This window comes from Sphingomonas flavalba (assembly GCF_004796535.1).
Lineage (GTDB): Bacteria > Pseudomonadota > Alphaproteobacteria > Sphingomonadales > Sphingomonadaceae > Sphingomonas_L > Sphingomonas_L flavalba.
On sequence record NZ_SPHY01000012.1, the window covers coordinates 1 to 17,583 of the forward strand.

The following is a 17,583-nucleotide window of genomic DNA, read 5'->3' on the forward strand; positions in this document are numbered from 1 at the left end:
CCCAGCCGGCCCCAGCGCCGGCCCCGGTCGCGCCCGCCACGGTCGCCGCGCCGGCGCCGATCACGCCGGTTGCCGCCGCGACCCCGGCGGCCGCAGAGGCGCCGGCCGCCGCCGAATCGCAGGCGGTGGAAGCGCCGGCCCCGTTGCTGCCCGACCCCAATGTGGGCATGCCGCAGGCCGGGTCGATGCAGGTCGAGCATCAGGTGACGCCGAACGGCCAGGAGGCGCTGTGGATCCATGACGGCGTGCTGATGCCGGTCATCCTCGGCATATCGCTGCTGGTGCTGGTGCTGCTGATATGGGTGATGATCCGCTACCGTGCCGCCGCCAACCCGGTGCCGTCGCGCACGGCGCACCACACCGTCATCGAGGTGATCTGGACGCTGGTGCCGGTGTTCATCCTGCTGGCGATCGCGGTGCCGTCGATCGGCCTGCTCGCCGCGCAGTTCAAGCCGGCGGCGAAGGACGCGCTGACCATCAAGGCGGTCGGCAACCAGTGGTACTGGACCTACGAATACCCCGACAACGGCGGTTTCGAAGTCATTTCGAACATGCTGAAGGACGACGCCGGGCCGAACGAGCGCAAGCGCACCGACGCCGACGGGCCGCCGCTGCTCGCCGTGGACAACCGCATCGTCATGCCGGTCGGCCGGCAGATCAAGATGATCGTCACCTCCAACGACGTGATCCACAGTTGGGCGGTCCCCGCATTCTGGACCAAGATGGACGCCGTCCCCGGCCGCCTGAACGAAGTGCAGTTCACGGTCGAGAAGGAAGGCCTCTATTTCGGCCAGTGCTCCGAGCTGTGCGGCGCCCGCCACGGCTTCATGCCGATCGCGGTCGAGGTGGTCAGCCCAGAGCGTTTCGCCCAGTGGGTCCGCTCCAAGGGCGGCACGATGCCGGAGGACGCGCCGGCCGCTGCCGAGACGCCGGCCGCCGAGGCGCCCGCCACCGTCGCCGCCGCTGCTGCTACGGCCGAGGCGCCCGCCGCTGCTCCTTCTCAGGCCGCAACGGCCAATTCGGGTAACTGACAATGACAGACATCGCCGCAACCCCCAGCGCTTTTCACGCCCATGAGGACGACCACGCGCACGACGCCGACCACAAGCCCGGTTTCTTCGCGCGCTGGTTCATGTCGACCAACCACAAGGACATCGGCACCCTCTATCTGATCTTCGCGATCACCGCCGGCATCATCGGCGGCGCCGTATCGGGCCTGATGCGCGCGGAACTGATGCACCCGGGCATCCAGTATCTGCAGACCTGGGCCAGCTATCACAACGCCATCGTCGGCGGCGGGCCGGCGACGATGGACGAGGCGTACCATCTGTGGAACGTGCTGATCACCTGCCACGGGCTGATCATGGTGTTCTTCATGGTCATGCCGGCGATGATGGGCGGGTTCGGCAACTGGTTCATACCGCTGATGATCGGCGCGCCGGACATGGCCTTCCCGCGGATGAACAACATCAGCTTCTGGCTGCTGATCCCGGCATTCGTGCTGCTGCTCGGCTCCACCTTCTTCCCCGGCGGCACCGGCCTTGGGCCGGGTACAGGCTGGACTATCTACGCGCCGCTCGCGACCAGCGGGTCGGCCGGGCCGTCGGTCGACCTGGTGATCCTGTCGATCCACCTCGCCGGCGTCAGCTCGATCCTGGGCGCGATCAATATCATCACCACCATCTTCAACATGCGCGCGCCGGGCATGACCATCCACAAGATGCCACTGTTCGCCTGGGCGACCCTGGTCACCGCGTTCATGCTGCTGCTGGCGCTGCCGGTACTGGCAGCCGCGCTGACCATGCTGCTGACCGACCGCAATTTCGGCACCGCGTTCTTCGACCCGGCCGGCGGCGGCGATCCGGTGCTGTACCAGCACCTGTTCTGGTTCTTCGGCCACCCGGAAGTGTACATCATGATCCTGCCGGGCTTCGGCATGATCAGCCACATCGTCTCGACCTTCTCGAAGAAGCCGGTGTTCGGCTACCTCGGCATGGCCTACGCGATGGTTGCGATCGCGACGGTGGGCTTCATCGTCTGGGCGCACCACATGTTCACCACCGGCATGAGCGTGAACGTCAAGATGTACTTCACCGCCGCGACGATGGTGATCGCGGTGCCGACCGGCATCAAGATCTTCTCGTGGATCGCGACGATGTGGGGCGGCTCGCTGACCTTCAAGACGCCGATGGTATGGGCGCTCGGCTTCATCTTCATGTTCACCGTCGGCGGCGTGACCGGCGTCGTGCTCGCCAACGGCGGCATCGACGACTACATGCACGACACCTATTACGTCGTCGCCCACTTCCACTACGTGCTGTCGCTGGGCGCGGTGTTCTCGCTGTTCGCCGGCTTCTACTACTGGTTCCCGAAGATGTCGGGCCGGATGTACAACGAGCTGCTCGGCCAGTTGCACTTCTGGACCTTCTTCGTCGGCGTGAACGTGCTGTTCTTCCCGATGCACTTCCTGGGCATCGAGGGCATGCCGCGCCGCATTCCGGACTATACCCCGGCCTATTCCGGTTGGAACGAGATGGCGAGCACCGGCTACATGATCATGGCCGGCAGCATGATCTTCTTCTTCATCAACCTGTTCTGGTCGCTGGCCGCGGGCCGGAAGGCGGAGGGTAATCCGTGGGGCGAGGGCGCGACGACGCTTGAGTGGACGCTGCCCAGCCCGCCACCCTACCACCAGTTCACGACCTTGCCGCGGATCGACTGAACCAAGACAGGATGAAGCCGCCCGGCATGACCGCCGGGCGGCACGGGATTTGAGATGAGCAGCACGTCAGCGTTGAACACGGCGGATCTGTCGCCCGTTGCCGATTGGCGCGACTTCCTCGCGCTGACCAAGCCGCGGGTGATGACGCTCGTCGTCTTCACCGGGCTGTGCGGGCTGCTCGCGGCGCCGGGGCACTTGCCCTTCGCGATCGCGTTCACCGCGATATTGTGCATCGCGGTCGGCGCCGGCGCGGCAGGCGCGCTGAACCAGTGGTTCGAGGCGGACGTCGACGCGCGGATGAAGCGCACCCGCGACCGGCCGCTGCCCGCGGGGCGGATGGACCGCCAGTCGGCGCTGCATTTCGGCATCGGCCTGTCCTTCTTCTCGGTGCTGCTGCTCGGCCTGGCGACCAATTGGTTCGCCGCGGCGATCCTGGCGGTGTCGATCCTGTTCTACGTCGTCGTCTACACGATGTGGCTGAAGCCGAGGACGTCGCAGAACATCGTCATCGGTGGCGCCGCCGGGGCGTTTCCGCCGCTGCTCGGCTGGGCGGCAGTAACCGGCGACGTGACGCTGCTGCCGGTGCTGCTGTTCGCGCTGATCTTCTTGTGGACGCCGCCGCATTTCTGGGCGCTGGCGTTGTTCGTCCGCTCCGACTACGCCGCCGCCGGCTTTCCGATGCTGCCGGTCGTCGCCGGCGAGCGGGTCACCCGCCGCCAGATCCTGCTCTACAGCGTGGCGATGAGCGCGGTCGCGGTGCTGCCCTGGGCGCTCGGCCTGACCGGCGCGCTGTACGGGGCGACGGCGGTGGCGCTGAGCGCGGCGTTCACGCTGCTGGCGCTGCGCGTCGGCCTGTCGCGGGTCGTCGATCCGGCGGCGATGCGGGCGGAGCGGGCGCTGTTCAAATTCTCGATCGCCTATCTGTTCCTGCTGTTCGGGGCGCTGGTCTTCGACCGGCTGCTGCTGGCATGACTGAGCCGGACGACACCGACCGGATCCGGGCGCGGCAGCGGTCGCGGGCGCTGGTCACTGCGCTGTTGCTCGGCGGGCTGGTCGTGCTGTTCTATTTCATCGCCATGGCCAAGATGAGCGGGTCATGACCGATCTAACCGTCCGCAACCGCCGCAGCGCGATCGCCGCCGCCGTGCTTGTCGTCGGCATGCTCGGCCTCGGCTATGCCAGCGTGCCGCTGTACCGCCTGTTCTGCCAGGTCACCGGTTTCCAGGGGACGACGCAGCGCGCCGCCGCTGCCCCGGCGACCAGCGCGGTGTCGACCCGGATGGTCCGCGTCCGCTTCGATTCCAACACCGCGCCGAACCTGCCGTGGGAGTTCAAGCCGGAGCGCGAGACCGACGACATCGCCATCGGCGCGCGCGACATGGCGTTCTTCGTCGCCCGCAACACGTCCAGCCACGAAGTGACCGGGACGGCGACGTTCAACGTGTCGCCCAGCACGGCTGGCAAATATTTCACCAAAATCCAGTGCTTCTGCTTCACCCAGCAGACGCTGAAGCCCGGTGAGACCGTACGGATGCCGGTGATCTTCTTCGTCGACCCGAAGATCCTCGACGATCGGGACGCGGACGATATTCAGGAAATCACGCTCAGCTACACGTTCTTCCCGGTGGACCCGGCGAAGGCCGGAAGCTAGAGCGGGTCGGAATCAACAAAGGGGTCTTCAGACAGATGGCCGGCGCCAAGAACCACGACTACCATATCCTGCCTCCCAGCCCGTGGCCGCTGATGGGCTCTTTCTCGGCGCTGGCCATGGCGGTGGGCGCGGTGATGTGGATGCATTCCGCCGCCCATGGCGGAAGCATTTTCCTGCTGGGCGTCGCCGGCGTGCTCGCCACCATGTATCTGTGGTGGGCGGACGTGGTGCGCGAAGCCAATGCCGGCGATCATACCCCGGTGGTGTCGCTGCACCTGCGCTACGGCATGATCCTGTTCATCGCGTCGGAAGTGATGTTCTTCGTCGGCTGGTTCTGGGCGTGGTTCGACTTCGCGCTGTTCCCGGCGGCGGTCGAGTCGGTCGGCGGCGTCTGGCCGCCCAAGGGCATCGAGGTGATCGATCCGTTCGCATTCCCGCTGCTCAACACGCTGATCCTGCTGTGTTCGGGCACCACCATCACCTGGGCGCACCATTCGCTGATCCACGGTGACCGCGAAGGGCTGAAGAAGGGTCTGTGGCTGACCATCCTGCTCGGCGCGCTGTTCAGCAGCATCCAGGTGTTCGAGTACATCCACGCGCCGTTCCCGTTCAAGGGGCTGAACTACAGCGCGGCCTTCTACATGGCGACCGGGTTCCACGGCTTCCACGTGCTGGTCGGCACGATCTTCCTGATCGTCTGCCTGATCCGCACCTACAAGGGCGATTTCACCCCGCGCCAGCATTTCGGGTTCGAGGCGGCGGCCTGGTACTGGCACTTCGTCGACGTCGTCTGGCTGTTCCTGTTCATCACCATCTATGTCTGGGGCAGCGCCGGCGCACCGATCCACGGCGGCTGATACGCTTCCCGGTCTCGCCCGAGCATCGTTGCGGGGGCTATGCCCCCGCTGCGGCGCCAAGACGCTGTTCGCCGGCGTCGTCGGCTTCGCGCCGCGCTGCCGGCCGTGCGGGCTGGACTATTCGGCGTTCAACGTCGGTGACGGACCGGCGGCACTGCTGACCCTGTTCCTTGGCGGGTTGGTCGTTGGCCTGGCGATCGCGCTGGAGCTGATCTTCGGCCCGCCCTTCTGGGTGCACGCGCTGCTGTGGGTGCCGATAACCGCCGCGCTGGTCGTCGGCGCGCTGCGGGTGTCGAAGGCGGCATTGCTCTATTCCGAATATCACAACGACGCCGGCGAGGGGCGACAGGGCGGGGCATGAAGCGGCTGCCGCTCATCCCGACGATCGTCGTCGCGCTGGCGGTGGCGTTGATGATCGGCCTCGGCATCTGGCAGTTGCAGCGGGCGCAGTGGAAGGCGGGGCTGCTCGCCAGCTACGCCGCCGCGCACGACAAGCCGCCGGTCGCCTACCCCACCGTGCCCGACCCGCGCGACGCGCCGCTGTTCCGGCGGAGTAGCGCGATGTGCGTTGCGGTCGTCGGCTGGCGGTCGACCAGCGGGCGCAACCTGGCCGGGGCGCCCGGCTGGTCGCACATCGCCCAGTGCCGGCGCGGGGCGGAAGGGCCGGGGTTCCAGGCGGTGATGGGCTGGTCCGACCGGCCCGACGACCCGGCGTGGACGGGCGGACTGGTTTCCGGCGTCATCGCCCCCGACAGCCGGCATGTCATCCGGCTGGTCGCGAGCGAACCGGCGCCGGGCCTGCAAGCCTCCGCGCCGCCGTCGCCCGACGACATTCCCAACAACCACCTGTCCTATGCCGTCCAATGGTTCCTGTTCGCCGGTGTCGCGACCGTCATCTACGTGCTGGCGCTGCGCCGGCGGGGCTGAGGCGGCGGCGGCGCGGCGCAGCGGCGTTGCGATGTGCGGCCAGCCCGGCTAAGCGCCCGCCATGCGCTATATCAGCACCAGGGGGGCCGCGCCGCCGCTCGACTTCGAACAGGTGACGCTGGCAGGGCTCGCGCCCGACGGCGGCCTGTACCTGCCGGAACGCTGGCCGGCCTTTTCGGCCGACGCGATCGCGGGGCTGGCCGGCCTGTCCTATGTCGACACCGCCGTCGCGGTGATGAAGCCGTTCGTCGGCGATGCGCTGGACGAGGCGGCGCTGCGCGCGCTGTGCGAGCAGGCTTACGGCCGCTTCTCGCATGCCGCCGTCACCCCGCTGGTCCAGCTTGACGAGCGGCAGTGGCTGCTGGAGCTGTTCCACGGCCCGACGCTGGCGTTCAAGGACGTTGCGCTGCAACTGCTCGGCCTGCTGTTCGAGCGCTTCCTGTCCAGCCGCGACACCCACCTGACCATTGTCGGCGCGACCAGCGGCGATACCGGATCGGCGGCAATCGACGCGATCGCCGGGCGTGCCAAGGTTGACATCTTCATGCTCCACCCGGAAGGCCGGGTATCCGACGTGCAGCGCCGCCAGATGACGACGGTGTTCGCGCCCAATGTCCACAACATCGCGATCGACGGCAGCTTCGACGATGCGCAGGCGCTGGTGAAGGCGATGTTCGCCGACCGCGATTTTGCCGGGCGCTTCGCCCTGTCGGCGGTCAATTCGATCAACTGGGCGCGGTTGATGGCGCAGGTCGTCTATTATTTCTACGCCGCCGTCCGGCTCGGCGCGCCGGGGCGACCGGTCGCCTTCTCGGTGCCGACCGGCAATTTCGGCGACGTGTTCGCCGGCTATGTCGCGGCGAAGATGGGCCTGCCGATCGCCCGGCTGATCGTCGCGACCAACGTCAACGATATCCTTCACCGCGCGCTGTCCAGCGGCGACTATTCGACCGGCACGGTGACCGCGACGGCGACGCCGTCGATGGACATCCAGGTCAGCTCCAATTTCGAGCGCCTGCTGTTCGACCTGGGCGGGCGCGACGGCCAGGCGATGGCGGCGCAGATGCACGGGTTCGAGGCGACGAAAGCGATGCGGCTGACCGACGCGCAGTTGAGCGGCGCCGCCGGCCTGTTCGCCAGCGCGCGGATCGACGCCGACGACATGGCGCTGGCGATGCGCTGGGCGAACGAGGCGGCCGGGCAGGTGATCGACCCGCACAGCGCCGTCGGCCTCGCCGCCGCCCGCGCCGCCGATCTCGATCCGGCGATCCCGCTGGTCACGTTGGCCACCGCGCATGCCGCCAAGTTCCGCGACGCGGTTGAGCGCGCGACCGGCAGCCGGCCGACATTGCCGGCGCGGGTCGGCGACCTGTTCGCTCGCGCCGAGCGCTGCGTGTCGCTGCCGGCCGATCTTGGCGCGGTCACCGCCCATATCGCGGCGCACGCCACGCCGCGGTGACGCTCACCACCCTCATCGGCGAGCCGTGGGCCGACTACGGCCTGGTCGACAGCGGGCATGGCCGCAAGCTGGAACGCTATGGCCGGTTCCGCTTCATCCGGCCGGAACCGCAGGCGCTGTGGCCGCCCGCCGCATCCGACTGGCGGGCGGATGGCGCGTTCATCCCCGGATCGGACGAGGACGGCGGCGGGCGCTGGCAGTTGACCGGGCCGGTGCCGGACGAAGGCTGGCCGCTTGGCTGGAACGAGGTGCGTTTCCAGGCCAACTGCACGCCGTTCCGCCACCTCGGCTTCTTTCCCGACATGGCGCCGGTGTGGACGTGGATGCGCGAGCGGATCGCCGGGCGGGCGCCGTCGTCGGTGATGAATCTGTTCGGCTATACCGGCGTCGGCACGCTGGCGCTGGCGGCGGCGGGGGCGCACATGGTCCATGTCGACGCGTCGCGCAAATCGGTGGACGCGGCGCGGGCCAACGCCATCCTGTCCGGTCAGGCGGCGGCGCCGATCCGCTGGCTAGTCGACGACGCGGCCAAGTTCGTCGCCCGCGAGGTGCGGCGCGGCCACCGTTACGACGGCATCATCCTCGACCCGCCGAAATATGGCCGTGGCCCGGCGGGGGAGGTGTGGCGGCTGGAAGAAGGGCTGCCCGGCCTGATCGCCGATTGCCGCCGGCTGCTCGACGCCGAATCGCGTTTCCTGTTCCTGACCGTCTACGCTGTCAGGATGTCGGCGCTGGCAATCGGCGAATTGCTGGCACAGGCCTTTGCCGACCTGCCCGGCCGGGTCGAGGCCGGCGAGCTGGCGGTGCGCGAGGAAGCGCGCGGGCTGCTGCTGCCCACCGCCATCTTCGCGCGCTGGACGGCCGACTGAGCCACGAGCGGACGGCGTTCCGCCGTCGCCGCCGCAAGCCGGATCGTGGCGATGCCGTTCCTACTGCCCGCTAAAATGGTGCTAGGCCGGTATGATAGGCGTGGACAAGCCTCATCCTTTCGTCGCATAGTCAAGCCAGTTCGCTGCGTTCCCTTCGCGGCGATTTCTGGCGGGTTCCGTTCAAAGGGGGGAACTGGGAACGGAACCCGCTTTTTTCGACGGTCGACGTTCGACGGCTGTGCGCCGTAGCTACGCGTTCTCTCGGCACGGCGTTCAGGCGGGAAGGCGCGGGCCAGCGCCAAGCCCGGAATCCGTGGCGTCGAGGCCGAACGGAAAGGCGTGACGACGGATCAGCCGGCGGTGTCGGCGGTCTTGCGCCGGCTGGCGGGCTTCTTCACCGTGGCGCCGGCCTTGGCGCGGGGGGCCTTGGCCGGGGCGGATGCGGCCTTTGCCTTTGCGGCGGCGGGGCGCTTGCGGCCGAGACCCAGCTTCTGCGCGACGAGGCGGCGCTGTTCCGAATAGGCAGGCGCGACCATCGGATAGCTGCTCGGCAGGTTGTAGCGCTGGCGGTATTCCGCTGGCGTCAGGCCATGGCGGGCGAGATGTCTCTTCAAGGTCTTGTATGGTTTGCCGTCGATCAGGCTAAGAATATAATCGCGTGATCCCAGGCTCTTGCGGACCGTGACTGCCGGCTGGACTTCCGGTGCATCAGGTTCGGTGGAGGCCGGCGCATTGATGTCGGTCAATGCCGCATGCGTCGCCTTGATCAGTGCGGCCAGTTCGGCGCTCGGCACCGAATTGTTGGTGACATAGGCACTCAACAAGTCGACGGTCAGCATGGTGAGATCTGTCTGTTCGGTGTCGGCCATTATTTTCTACTCCGTATTCAGGGGCGGCACAGCACGGGATACTCCATAGGTCAGTCGAAAGGGGACGACCGACCAATATCGCCTGCCGATGCTTGCATGAAAATGCCGTATCTGTCGACCCGATCCGGCCGGATATATCGGAAAGACGGTGTATTCGGCGGCGAAGCATTGGTGAACCGGTGTCGAAGCGAACACCGCGAGTAGTCTTCGCTGGTGTTTATGAGTAGGCGCCGTCATCGATAGCTGCGCGGTCGCCGCCGGCCTTGCGGCCTACACCGGCGACTGCCGACGCGCGGCAGCCGGTCAGAAGCGGAAGCCGGCGGCGACCCCGTAGCGGCGCGGTTCCAGCGTGAAGATGTTGGTGAACAGCCCGGTTGACTGGTCGGTCACATACTGGCCGGTGATCGCGCTGTTATTGGCGAGATTCTGGATGAAACCGCGCACGAACCAGCGGTCTTCGGCGCCATTCAGCTGCACCTGCGCGTTCATGATCGCATAGCCCTGCATCCGGTCGATCTGGCCGTTGAAGATGCCGGCGTAGGACTCGCCGGTGTAGGTGATGTCGAAGCGGGGCACGAACGACATGCCGTTGGCGAAATCGGCGGTGTACTGGATGCCTGCCGAGAATTTGTAGCGCGGCGCCTGCGGCAACTGGTTGCCGCGGATGTTGACCTCCACCCCGCTGTCGGCGACCTGGAAGGCATTGGCCCCGAACAGACCGTCGACCACCGGCTGCAACGCCAGCAGTTGCGATCCGTTGGGCAGGGTGCTGGTGGCAAGCTGCTTAAGTGTTTCGCACAACGAGAAGGCGCCGGTCGCGCCCAGTCCGGGAATTGGCCCCGGCGCCTGCAGGCCAAACGCCTGGGTATTGACCAAGCCGACGAACATGTTGGCGCCGGCACTGTTGCCGGCCACCGTCGGCACCACCGCGCAGTTGGCGGCAGTCGCCAGATCCTTGATGATGACGACGTCGGACCGACCGCCGGACGGATCGCGGGTGTTGACCAGATATTTGTCGCCTGAAACCTTGGTGTGCAAATAGCTGAAGTTCAGGTTGACCAGCAGCCGGCGCACCGGGCTGACGATGGCTTCCGCTTCCAACCCGTAAATATTGGCGCTGACATTGTCGTTTACTGAAGTGCGTGAAACGATGCGGCTGAGCTGTAAATTCTTGTACTTGTAGTAGAATCCGGTGAGGTTCAGGCGCAGTGTGCCATTGAGGAACGTGTTTTTCGACCCGATTTCGAATGCATCGACCGTTTCAGGGCCGAATGTTTCCGACACGGTATCATCGGATAGTGGCGGATTGATACCGCCGGACTTGTAGCCGCGAGAATAGGACAAATAGAGTAAATTGTCGGATGTGATCTTATAGTCTATGACTGCGCGCCCAGTCATTCGGCTAAACCCCACGCGATTGACGGCAAATTCTTGTGTCCCCGGTGTTTTGGGATCGAAGTCGAGTGCCGCATAGTTCAATGCGTCTTTGAAGTCGGCTGCTCCGAAGGGGACTATCGCAAAGCGATTTGATCCCGACGCATCCTGCAGCAGGGTGGTGCGGGCGCGGTACAGCTTCTTGTCGTTGTTGTAGCGCGCGCCGAGGGTCAGTTTCAGCTTGTCGGAGAATTCCAGATAGGCTTCGCCGAACACGCCGTAGGATTTCAGCCGGAACAGGTCCGAATGATTGCGGTAGGTCGGCGTGCCGAAATAGCTGAGCGGCACCCCGAGCGGCGCCATCTGCGCCGACGTCGCCGCGCCGAGCAGGCCGGACGCGTAATCGATGCCGAACGAGCTGATATAGTAGCTGTTGTCGCGGGTCTTGCTGTCCAAGTACAGGCCGCCGATCAGGAAGTTGAACATGCCGTCCAGCTTGCTGTCGATATGCGCCTCCACCGAATATTGCCGGGTCGTCTGCTTTGACCGGTCGAAGTCGAGGCTGGTGTCGAAGCAGCCGATGCTGTGGCCGCCGTAGACGCCGGTGCCGGTCGGTTCCAGGTCCGACTGGCAGATGCCGCCGGCCGGGCCGTTGGGGATCAGCGCCTGGCGGACGGGGTCGAGGAATGGCGCAAGGCTGCCCGTCCGGCCATAAGCGTTCAGCGCCAGCAGGCCGGGGTTGGCGGCCAGCGAGTTCTGCACCGCGAGATTATAGTCGGAGCGCGAATCCACCTCGTTCTTGGCATAGCCGCCGGTGACGGTCAGGCTGAACGCGTCGCCGAGCTGCTGGTGGAACTTGCCCATGACCTGAATTTCGCGGGCATAATAGGTCGGCTTGAAATCCGTGTTGACGGTGCGCACCCCGGCCGGGTTGACCGCATTGGAGAACACGTCCGGCCCATAGACGCTGCCCAGGCCGAACGGGGTGAGCGCGCCGCCGGACTGGATGGCGAGGAATTCGTTCGACACCAGCGTTGCCGGGAAGGTGGAATTGCCGTTCAGCGTTTCGTTCGCCAGCTTGTCCGGCAGGCAGCCGAGCACGCCGGTTGGGTCGCGGTGGCACAGCTGCTTCTGGATGCGCGAGCGGTCGTCTTTCTCGCGGAAGTAATAGCCCATCAGGTCAAGGGTGGTGTCGGGGCTGGGTTCCCAGCGGATCGAGCCTCGCAGCGCATAGAGGTCGCGGCCATCGATCCGGCTGTCGTCGTAGAGGTTATGGGTATAGCCGTCGCGGTTCAGATAATAGCCGGCGACGCGGACGCCGAGCGTCTCGCCGACCGGCAGGTTGACCATGCCGTTGACCTTGACCGAGTCGTAATTGCCGTATTCGACCGACCCGCTGGCGCCGAACGCGGACAGGCTGGGCCGCGCGGTGATGAAATTGACGACGCCCGACGTCGCGTTGCGGCCGAACAGCGTGCCCTGCGGGCCGCGCAGCACCTCCACCCGTTCCAGATCGAAATATTCGGTTTCGAACAGCCGGGTCGACAGCAGTGGCATATCGTTGACGTGGATCGCGGTGGCGGAATCGCAGGTGATGCCGACGCACAGGTCGCCGATGCCGCGAATGTTGAAGCTGGACGAGGTGAAGTTGGTCTTGGTGAAGGTGACGTTGGGCAGCGACAGTTGCAGGTCGGTGGCGTTGCGGATCTGCTGCTTCTCGAGCGTTTCCGCCGAGAAGGCGGAGACGGCGATCGGCACGTCCTGAAGCCGTTCCGACTGGCGCTGGGCGGTGACGACGATATCGGCGAGGCCGGTATCCGGTTCGCCGGCTGCCGGCGCGGACTGTGCCATGACCGGCGCCGCGACCAGCAAAGCGAACATGCTTGCGCCCAGAAGATCGAGTTTCCTCATCAGACCATCCTCCCCAATGGCGCCGGTCTCCCGGCCATCGCGCCTGGCACGTTATGCTGCAACATGTTGCGTGTAGATTGCGTTACGGTCAATGGGCGAGCCGCCGCCAAGTCATAGGGTTTCTGCGGAATTGCCGTTGGATAGCCACAATCGCGGCGGCGGGCCGGCGGATGCCGTAACGGCATTGCCTTGCTGCGCAAGAAAATGGGCCGGGCGACGAGATGCGGGCACTTCGGCGAACCGCGCCCGTCCAATCCGCGCGTGCGGGGCCGGATATGCGTCCGGAACGGGGCCGGCGTTCGGCGGCTTCGATTTCGGCGATTGCGGTGCTAGGCGCGAGGCAGAACAGGCAAGGAGTGATCGTGGGCGATCGACAGAAGGATGACGCGGCGCGGCCGCCGGTGCCGGCCGACGTGCTGGCGGCGGTGCGGACGCTGATCGAATGGGCGGGCGACGACCCGGCCCGCGAAGGGCTGGCCGACACCCCGGCGCGGGTGGCGCGGGCGTGGAAGGAATATTGCCGCGGCTATGACGAGGACCCCGGCCTGCACCTCAGCCGCACCTTCGAGGAAGTCGGCGGTTATGACGAGATCGTGCTGCTGAAGGACATCCCGTTCCATTCGCATTGCGAACACCACATGGCGCCGATCATCGGCAAGGCGCACATCGCCTATCTGCCGCGCGACCGTGTCGTCGGCATTTCGAAGCTGGCGCGGGTGCTCCACGGCTATGCGCGGCGGTTGCAGGTGCAGGAAAGGCTGACGGCGGAAGTCGCCAACTGCATCTGGGACAATCTGCACCCCCACGGCGTCGCGGTGGTGATCGAGGCGAGCCATGCCTGCATGACCGCGCGGGGCGTGCGGACCCCCGGTGTCGGCATGGTGACCAGCCGGATGATGGGCGTGTTCCGCGACGACGAGCGCAGCCGCAAGGAGGTGCTGGCGCTGATCGGGCGCTGCTGAGGGCGCGTTTCGCGACGCCCCCCAATTAAAGCAGCGGTACGTGCGGGGCCGAATCGATCGGCAGGTGGCCGGCGCGGCGCGGGTCGTCGAAGGTTTCGACCGCCCGCGCGATCGGCGCGAAGCCCTGGGCGCGGTAGAAGCCGAGCGCCGACGGGTGGTCTAGCGAGCAGGTCCGCACCCACAGCCGCTCCACGCCCGGCGCCCAGGCGCGGGTCATCGCCTGCGCCATCAGCCAGCGGCCGAGCCCGCCCCCGGCCAGTTCCGGCACCAGCCCGAAATAGACGATCTCGCAGGCGCCCGGCTGGCGGAAATCCAGTTCCAGCATGCCGACCTCGATGCCGTGGCGGTCGATCGCCGCGCAGACATGGACGGCGGGGTCGGCGAGGATCGCATCGAGCGCCGCGTCGGCGAGGATGAGGCGCGAGAACCACAGCCACGGCTCGCCGACCCGGCGGAACAGCGCGCGATAGCGTTCGCGCTCCGGCGCCGGCCAGCGGACCAGCCGCAGCGGCGAATCCGGCATCGGCCGGGGGCGCGGCCGCTCGCGCATTTCGAGGGTCGTGACGACCGCGGCGACCTGGCCGGCGGGAAGTGGCGTCAGTCCCACGTCGCCATCGGCGGCAGGCTCATCAGGATCGCGTCAACATTGCCGCCGGTCTTCAGCCCGAACAGCGTACCGCGATCGTAGAGCAGGTTGAATTCGGCGTAGCGACCGCGCCAGGCGCGCTGGCGGGCAAGGTCGGCATCGTCCCAGGCGGTGCCCATTCGCCGCCGGACGATCGGCGGGAAGGCGGCGAGGAACGCTTCGCCGACCGCGCGGGTGAACGCGAAATTGGCGGTGAAATCGCCTTCGAGATGATCGTAGAATATGCCGCCGACGCCGCGGTGGACCTTGCGGTGGGGCAGGTAGAAATAGTCGTCCGCCCACGCCTTGAAACGCGGATAGTGATCGGGGTCGTGCGCGTCGCACGCCGCCTGCAGCGCGGCATGGAAGTCTGCGGTGTCTTTCGCATAGGGGATCGGCGGGTTGAGGTCTGCGCCGCCGCCGAACCAGCGCTTCGTCGTCGTCAGGAAGCGGGTGTTCATGTGGACCGCCGGCACATGTGGATTCGCCATGTGGGCGACGAGGCTGATGCCGGTGGCGAAGAAGCGCGGATCGTCCGCCGCGCCGTGGATCGAGCGGGCGAATTCGCCATCGAAGGTGCCGCCGACGGTGGAGACGTTGACCCCGACCTTTTCGAACACCCGGCCCTTCATCAGCCCCTGCACGCCGCTGCCGCCGGGCGCGCCGGTCGAGTCAGTCCGGTCCCAGGGACGGTAGGCGAAGGCGGCGTCGCTGCCCGCTTCGCGCTCGATCGACTCGAATTCGGCGCAGATCCGGTCGCGGAGTTGCTCGAACCAGGCGCGGGCGGTCTGCTGTTCGTCGTCAAGGGCGATCATTCCGGAAATCCTTCTGTCTGCCGTAACGCCTCGGCGAGGGCGATGCCCGCGGACACGGCGAGATTCAAGGATCGAAGGCCGGGCCGCATCGGAATCCGCACGCGCAGCGCCGCCGCGTCGTGGACCAGATCCGGCGCGCCGCCGCTTTCGGACCCCATCAGCACGATGTCGTCGGCGGCGAAGCGCGTGGCGTGCAGCGGAGTCGCGCCATGCGCGGTGAGCAGCACCAGCCGCCCCGGCTGCGCCCGGCGGAATGCCGCCCAGTCGGCATGGCGGGTCATGTCGGCATGGGCGAGATAGTCCATGCCCGCCCGCCGCATCCGCGCGTCGGAGAACACGAATCCACAGGGTTCGACGATGTCGACCGGGACGCCGAAGCAGGCGCCGATGCGCAGAACCGCGCCGACGTTGCCGGCGATGTCGGGCTGATAAAGGGCGATACGCATCGGGAACCTTCGTGGCGTTGGGGTGCGGTTGCGGGGTGTAGCCGGTTAGCCGGTCAGAAATCTTGTTGGCAAATGCCTTGCGGCTTGGCTATCAGGCCCGCGACTGCCGGGGGTACAGGCGGCGGCGTAACAAGATGCGGCAACGCGGTTGCCGTGTCTTCGGCCGTCCTCCTGCCATGGCAGCACGCGTGATAAGGGGTCATGGCGCAAGGGCTGGTGAATGGCGACGCTTGAACAGATTGAACCGGGCGACATCGCCCAAGAAGACGGCGTCCGCCGACGCGACTTCCTGAATGTGGCGGCGGTCAGCTTCGCCGGGGTCGGCGCGGCCGCGGTCGTCGTGCCGCTGGTCACCCAGATGAACCCGTCCGCCGACGTGCTGGCGCAGGCGTCGACCGAAGTCGACATCTCCGCGATCCAGCCGGGGCAGGCGATCAAGACGGTGTTCCGCAAGCAGCCGCTGTTCGTGCGGCACCTGACGCCGAAGGAGATCGCCGAGGCCGACGCGGTGCCGGCGAGTTCGCTGCGCGACCCGCAGTCGCTCGAGGACCGGACCAAGCCGGGCAAGACCCAGTGGCTGATCACGATGGGTGTCTGCACCCACCTCGGCTGCGTGCCGCTCGGGGCCGGCGAGGGTGAGAATCGCGGTGAGTTCGGCGGGTATTTCTGCCCGTGCCACGGCTCGCACTACGACACTGCCGCCCGTATCCGCAAAGGCCCGGCGCCGAAGAATCTCGTCGTGCCCGATTACGTCTTCCGGTCGGACACCGTCGTCGAAGTTGGAGCAAAGGCATGAGCTTCCCTTGGGCCAAGCAATACGCCCCCACCAACCCGGTGATGAAGTGGGTCGATGACCGGCTGCCGCTTCCGCGTCTGGTCTACAACGCCGTCGGCGCCGGCTATCCGGTGCCGCGCAACCTGAATTATTTCTGGAACTTCGGTGTTCTCGCCGGGGTCGCGCTGACCATCCAGATCGTCACCGGCATCGTGCTGGCGATGCATTACGCCGCCAATGCCGGTGTCGCGTTCGATTCCGTCGAGCACATCATGCGCGACGTCAATTCCGGCTGGCTGCTGCGCTACGCGCACGCCAACGGGGCGTCCTTCTTCTTCATCGTCGTCTACATCCACATCTTCCGCGGGCTGTATTTCGGTTCGTACAAGGCGCCGCGCGAGATGGTCTGGCTGCTCGGCCTGGTCATCTTCCTGCTGATGATGGCGACGGCGTTCATGGGCTATGTGCTGCCCTGGGGCCAGATGAGCTTCTGGGGCGCGCAGGTCATCACCGGCCTGTTCTCGGCAATCCCGCTGGTCGGCGAGACGATCCACACCTGGCTGCTCGGCGGGTTTGCGCCGGACAACGCCGCGCTCAACCGCTTCTTCTCGCTGCACTATCTGCTGCCGTTCGTGATCGCCGGCGTCATCGTCCTCCACATCTGGGCGCTGCACATTCCCGGGTCGAGCAACCCGACCGGCGTCGAGGTGAAGGACGAGCAGGACACGGTGCCGTTCCACCCATATTACACCGCCAAGGACGGCTTCGGCGTCGCGATCTTCATGACGCTGTTCGCGATCATGCTGTTCTTCGCGCCGAACGCGCTCGGCCACCCGGACAACTACATCCCGGCCAACCCGCTTTCGACGCCGGCGCACATCGTCCCCGAATGGTATTTCTGGCCGTTCTACGCGATCCTGCGCGCCTTCACGGTCGACTTCATCCTGCCGGCCAAGCTGTGGGGCGTGCTGGCGATGTTCGCCGCGATCCTGCTGCTGTTCTTCCTGCCGTGGATCGACAAGTCGCCGGTTCGCTCGGCGACCTACCGGCCGCTGTACAAGAAGTTCTTCTGGGTGCTGGTCATCGACGTGCTGATCCTCGGCTATTGCGGCGGCGCGCCGGCGGAAGAGCCGTTCGTGATGCTGAGCCAGATCGCGTCGATCTACTATTTCGCGCATTTCCTGATCGTGCTGCCGTTCGTCGCCAGCATCGAGCGGACGCTGCCGTTGCCCGCTTCGATCACGGAGGCGGTGCTCGCCAAGCACGGGACCACGGTATCTGACGCCGACGGCACTGCCGCCGCAGCGCCGGCTGAATAAGG

Annotated in this window: 18 protein-coding genes; 13 read left to right on the top strand and 5 right to left on the bottom strand. The window is 66.6% G+C overall.

Annotated elements, in window-relative coordinates; translation table 11 throughout:
- The 10 genes from coxB to E4A53_RS11325 all read left to right on the top strand — a co-directional run.
- On the top strand, nucleotides 1-1,031 hold a 1,031-nt coding region (coxB, locus tag E4A53_RS11285), incomplete at its 5' end, for a cytochrome c oxidase subunit II (protein WP_136163220.1).
- A gap of 2 nt (nucleotides 1,032-1,033) precedes the next feature.
- Complete coding sequence (gene ctaD / locus E4A53_RS11290; RefSeq protein WP_136163221.1) at nucleotides 1,034-2,722, top strand: cytochrome c oxidase subunit I; 1,689 nt, start codon at nucleotides 1,034-1,036, stop codon at nucleotides 2,720-2,722.
- A gap of 54 nt (nucleotides 2,723-2,776) precedes the next feature.
- Nucleotides 2,777-3,694, top strand: a complete 918-nt coding sequence (locus E4A53_RS11295; RefSeq protein WP_136163222.1) for a heme o synthase — start codon at nucleotides 2,777-2,779, stop codon at nucleotides 3,692-3,694.
- The gene (locus E4A53_RS15015) at nucleotides 3,691-3,822 is read left to right on the top strand and encodes a hypothetical protein (RefSeq protein ID WP_275401804.1); all 132 of its coding nucleotides are present in this window, start codon (nucleotides 3,691-3,693) and stop codon (nucleotides 3,820-3,822) included. Before E4A53_RS11295 ends, E4A53_RS15015 begins: the two co-directional genes overlap by 4 nt.
- On the top strand, nucleotides 3,819-4,373 hold the full coding sequence (locus tag E4A53_RS11300) for a cytochrome c oxidase assembly protein (protein ID WP_136163223.1): 555 nt from the start codon (nucleotides 3,819-3,821) through the stop codon (nucleotides 4,371-4,373). Before E4A53_RS15015 ends, E4A53_RS11300 begins: the two co-directional genes overlap by 4 nt.
- A gap of 35 nt (nucleotides 4,374-4,408) precedes the next feature.
- The gene (locus E4A53_RS11305) at nucleotides 4,409-5,230 is read left to right on the top strand and encodes a cytochrome c oxidase subunit 3 (protein ID WP_136163224.1); all 822 of its coding nucleotides are present in this window, start codon (nucleotides 4,409-4,411) and stop codon (nucleotides 5,228-5,230) included.
- Nucleotides 5,190-5,591: a DUF983 domain-containing protein gene (locus E4A53_RS11310; RefSeq protein WP_136163225.1), complete on the top strand. Its 402-nt coding sequence runs from the start codon at nucleotides 5,190-5,192 to the stop codon at nucleotides 5,589-5,591. The genes E4A53_RS11305 and E4A53_RS11310 overlap by 41 nt, the downstream gene beginning before the upstream one ends.
- Nucleotides 5,588-6,157: an SURF1 family protein gene (locus tag E4A53_RS11315; RefSeq protein WP_136163226.1), complete on the top strand. Its 570-nt coding sequence runs from the start codon at nucleotides 5,588-5,590 to the stop codon at nucleotides 6,155-6,157. The genes E4A53_RS11310 and E4A53_RS11315 overlap by 4 nt, the downstream gene beginning before the upstream one ends.
- Before the next feature lie 61 nt (nucleotides 6,158-6,218).
- Entirely contained in the window at nucleotides 6,219-7,616 is a 1,398-nt protein-coding gene (gene thrC, locus E4A53_RS11320; RefSeq protein WP_136163227.1) for a threonine synthase, read from the top strand.
- Nucleotides 7,613-8,485 (top strand): class I SAM-dependent methyltransferase, encoded by an 873-nt coding sequence (locus tag E4A53_RS11325; RefSeq protein ID WP_136163228.1) that lies wholly within the window; start codon nucleotides 7,613-7,615, stop codon nucleotides 8,483-8,485. Before thrC ends, E4A53_RS11325 begins: the two co-directional genes overlap by 4 nt.
- 350 nt (nucleotides 8,486-8,835) lie before the next feature.
- Here the strand turns inward: E4A53_RS11325 and E4A53_RS11330 are convergent, their stop codons facing one another.
- Both E4A53_RS11330 and E4A53_RS11335 read right to left on the bottom strand, forming a co-directional pair.
- Complete coding sequence (locus E4A53_RS11330) at nucleotides 8,836-9,354, bottom strand: Ros/MucR family transcriptional regulator (RefSeq protein ID WP_136163229.1); 519 nt, start codon at nucleotides 9,352-9,354, stop codon at nucleotides 8,836-8,838.
- 303 nt (nucleotides 9,355-9,657) lie between these two features.
- Nucleotides 9,658-12,639: a TonB-dependent receptor gene (locus E4A53_RS11335; RefSeq protein WP_136163230.1), complete on the bottom strand. Its 2,982-nt coding sequence runs from the start codon at nucleotides 12,637-12,639 to the stop codon at nucleotides 9,658-9,660.
- 362 nt (nucleotides 12,640-13,001) lie between these two features.
- On the opposite strand from E4A53_RS11335, the gene folE reads away from it, so the two are divergent.
- The gene (gene folE, locus E4A53_RS11340) at nucleotides 13,002-13,601 is read left to right on the top strand and encodes a GTP cyclohydrolase I FolE (RefSeq protein WP_420822624.1); all 600 of its coding nucleotides are present in this window, start codon (nucleotides 13,002-13,004) and stop codon (nucleotides 13,599-13,601) included.
- Nucleotides 13,602-13,626: 25 nt separating this feature from the next.
- Here folE and E4A53_RS11345 read toward each other — a convergent pair whose 3' ends face one another.
- The 3 genes from E4A53_RS11345 to E4A53_RS11355 are packed head-to-tail and all read right to left on the bottom strand — an operon-like array spanning nucleotide 13,627 to nucleotide 15,487.
- Nucleotides 13,627-14,208 carry a GNAT family N-acetyltransferase gene (locus tag E4A53_RS11345; protein ID WP_136163232.1) on the bottom strand — a complete coding sequence of 194 codons (582 nt, stop codon included), beginning with the start codon at nucleotides 14,206-14,208 and terminating at the stop codon, nucleotides 13,627-13,629.
- Complete coding sequence (gene hemF, locus E4A53_RS11350; RefSeq protein ID WP_136163233.1) at nucleotides 14,199-15,041, bottom strand: oxygen-dependent coproporphyrinogen oxidase; 843 nt, start codon at nucleotides 15,039-15,041, stop codon at nucleotides 14,199-14,201. Before hemF ends, E4A53_RS11345 begins: the two co-directional genes overlap by 10 nt.
- Complete coding sequence (locus tag E4A53_RS11355; RefSeq protein WP_136163234.1) at nucleotides 15,038-15,487, bottom strand: tRNA (cytidine(34)-2'-O)-methyltransferase; 450 nt, start codon at nucleotides 15,485-15,487, stop codon at nucleotides 15,038-15,040. The genes hemF and E4A53_RS11355 overlap by 4 nt, the downstream gene beginning before the upstream one ends.
- A 220-nt stretch (nucleotides 15,488-15,707) precedes the next feature.
- Between E4A53_RS11355 and petA the strand changes: the two genes are divergently transcribed.
- The gene (gene petA, locus E4A53_RS11360) at nucleotides 15,708-16,283 is read left to right on the top strand and encodes a ubiquinol-cytochrome c reductase iron-sulfur subunit (protein WP_136163235.1); all 576 of its coding nucleotides are present in this window, start codon (nucleotides 15,708-15,710) and stop codon (nucleotides 16,281-16,283) included.
- A complete protein-coding gene (locus E4A53_RS11365; protein ID WP_136163236.1) occupies nucleotides 16,280-17,581 on the top strand; it encodes a cytochrome b in 1,302 nt (433 codons plus the stop codon). The genes petA and E4A53_RS11365 overlap by 4 nt, the downstream gene beginning before the upstream one ends.
- Nucleotides 17,582-17,583: the final 2 nt, after the last annotated feature.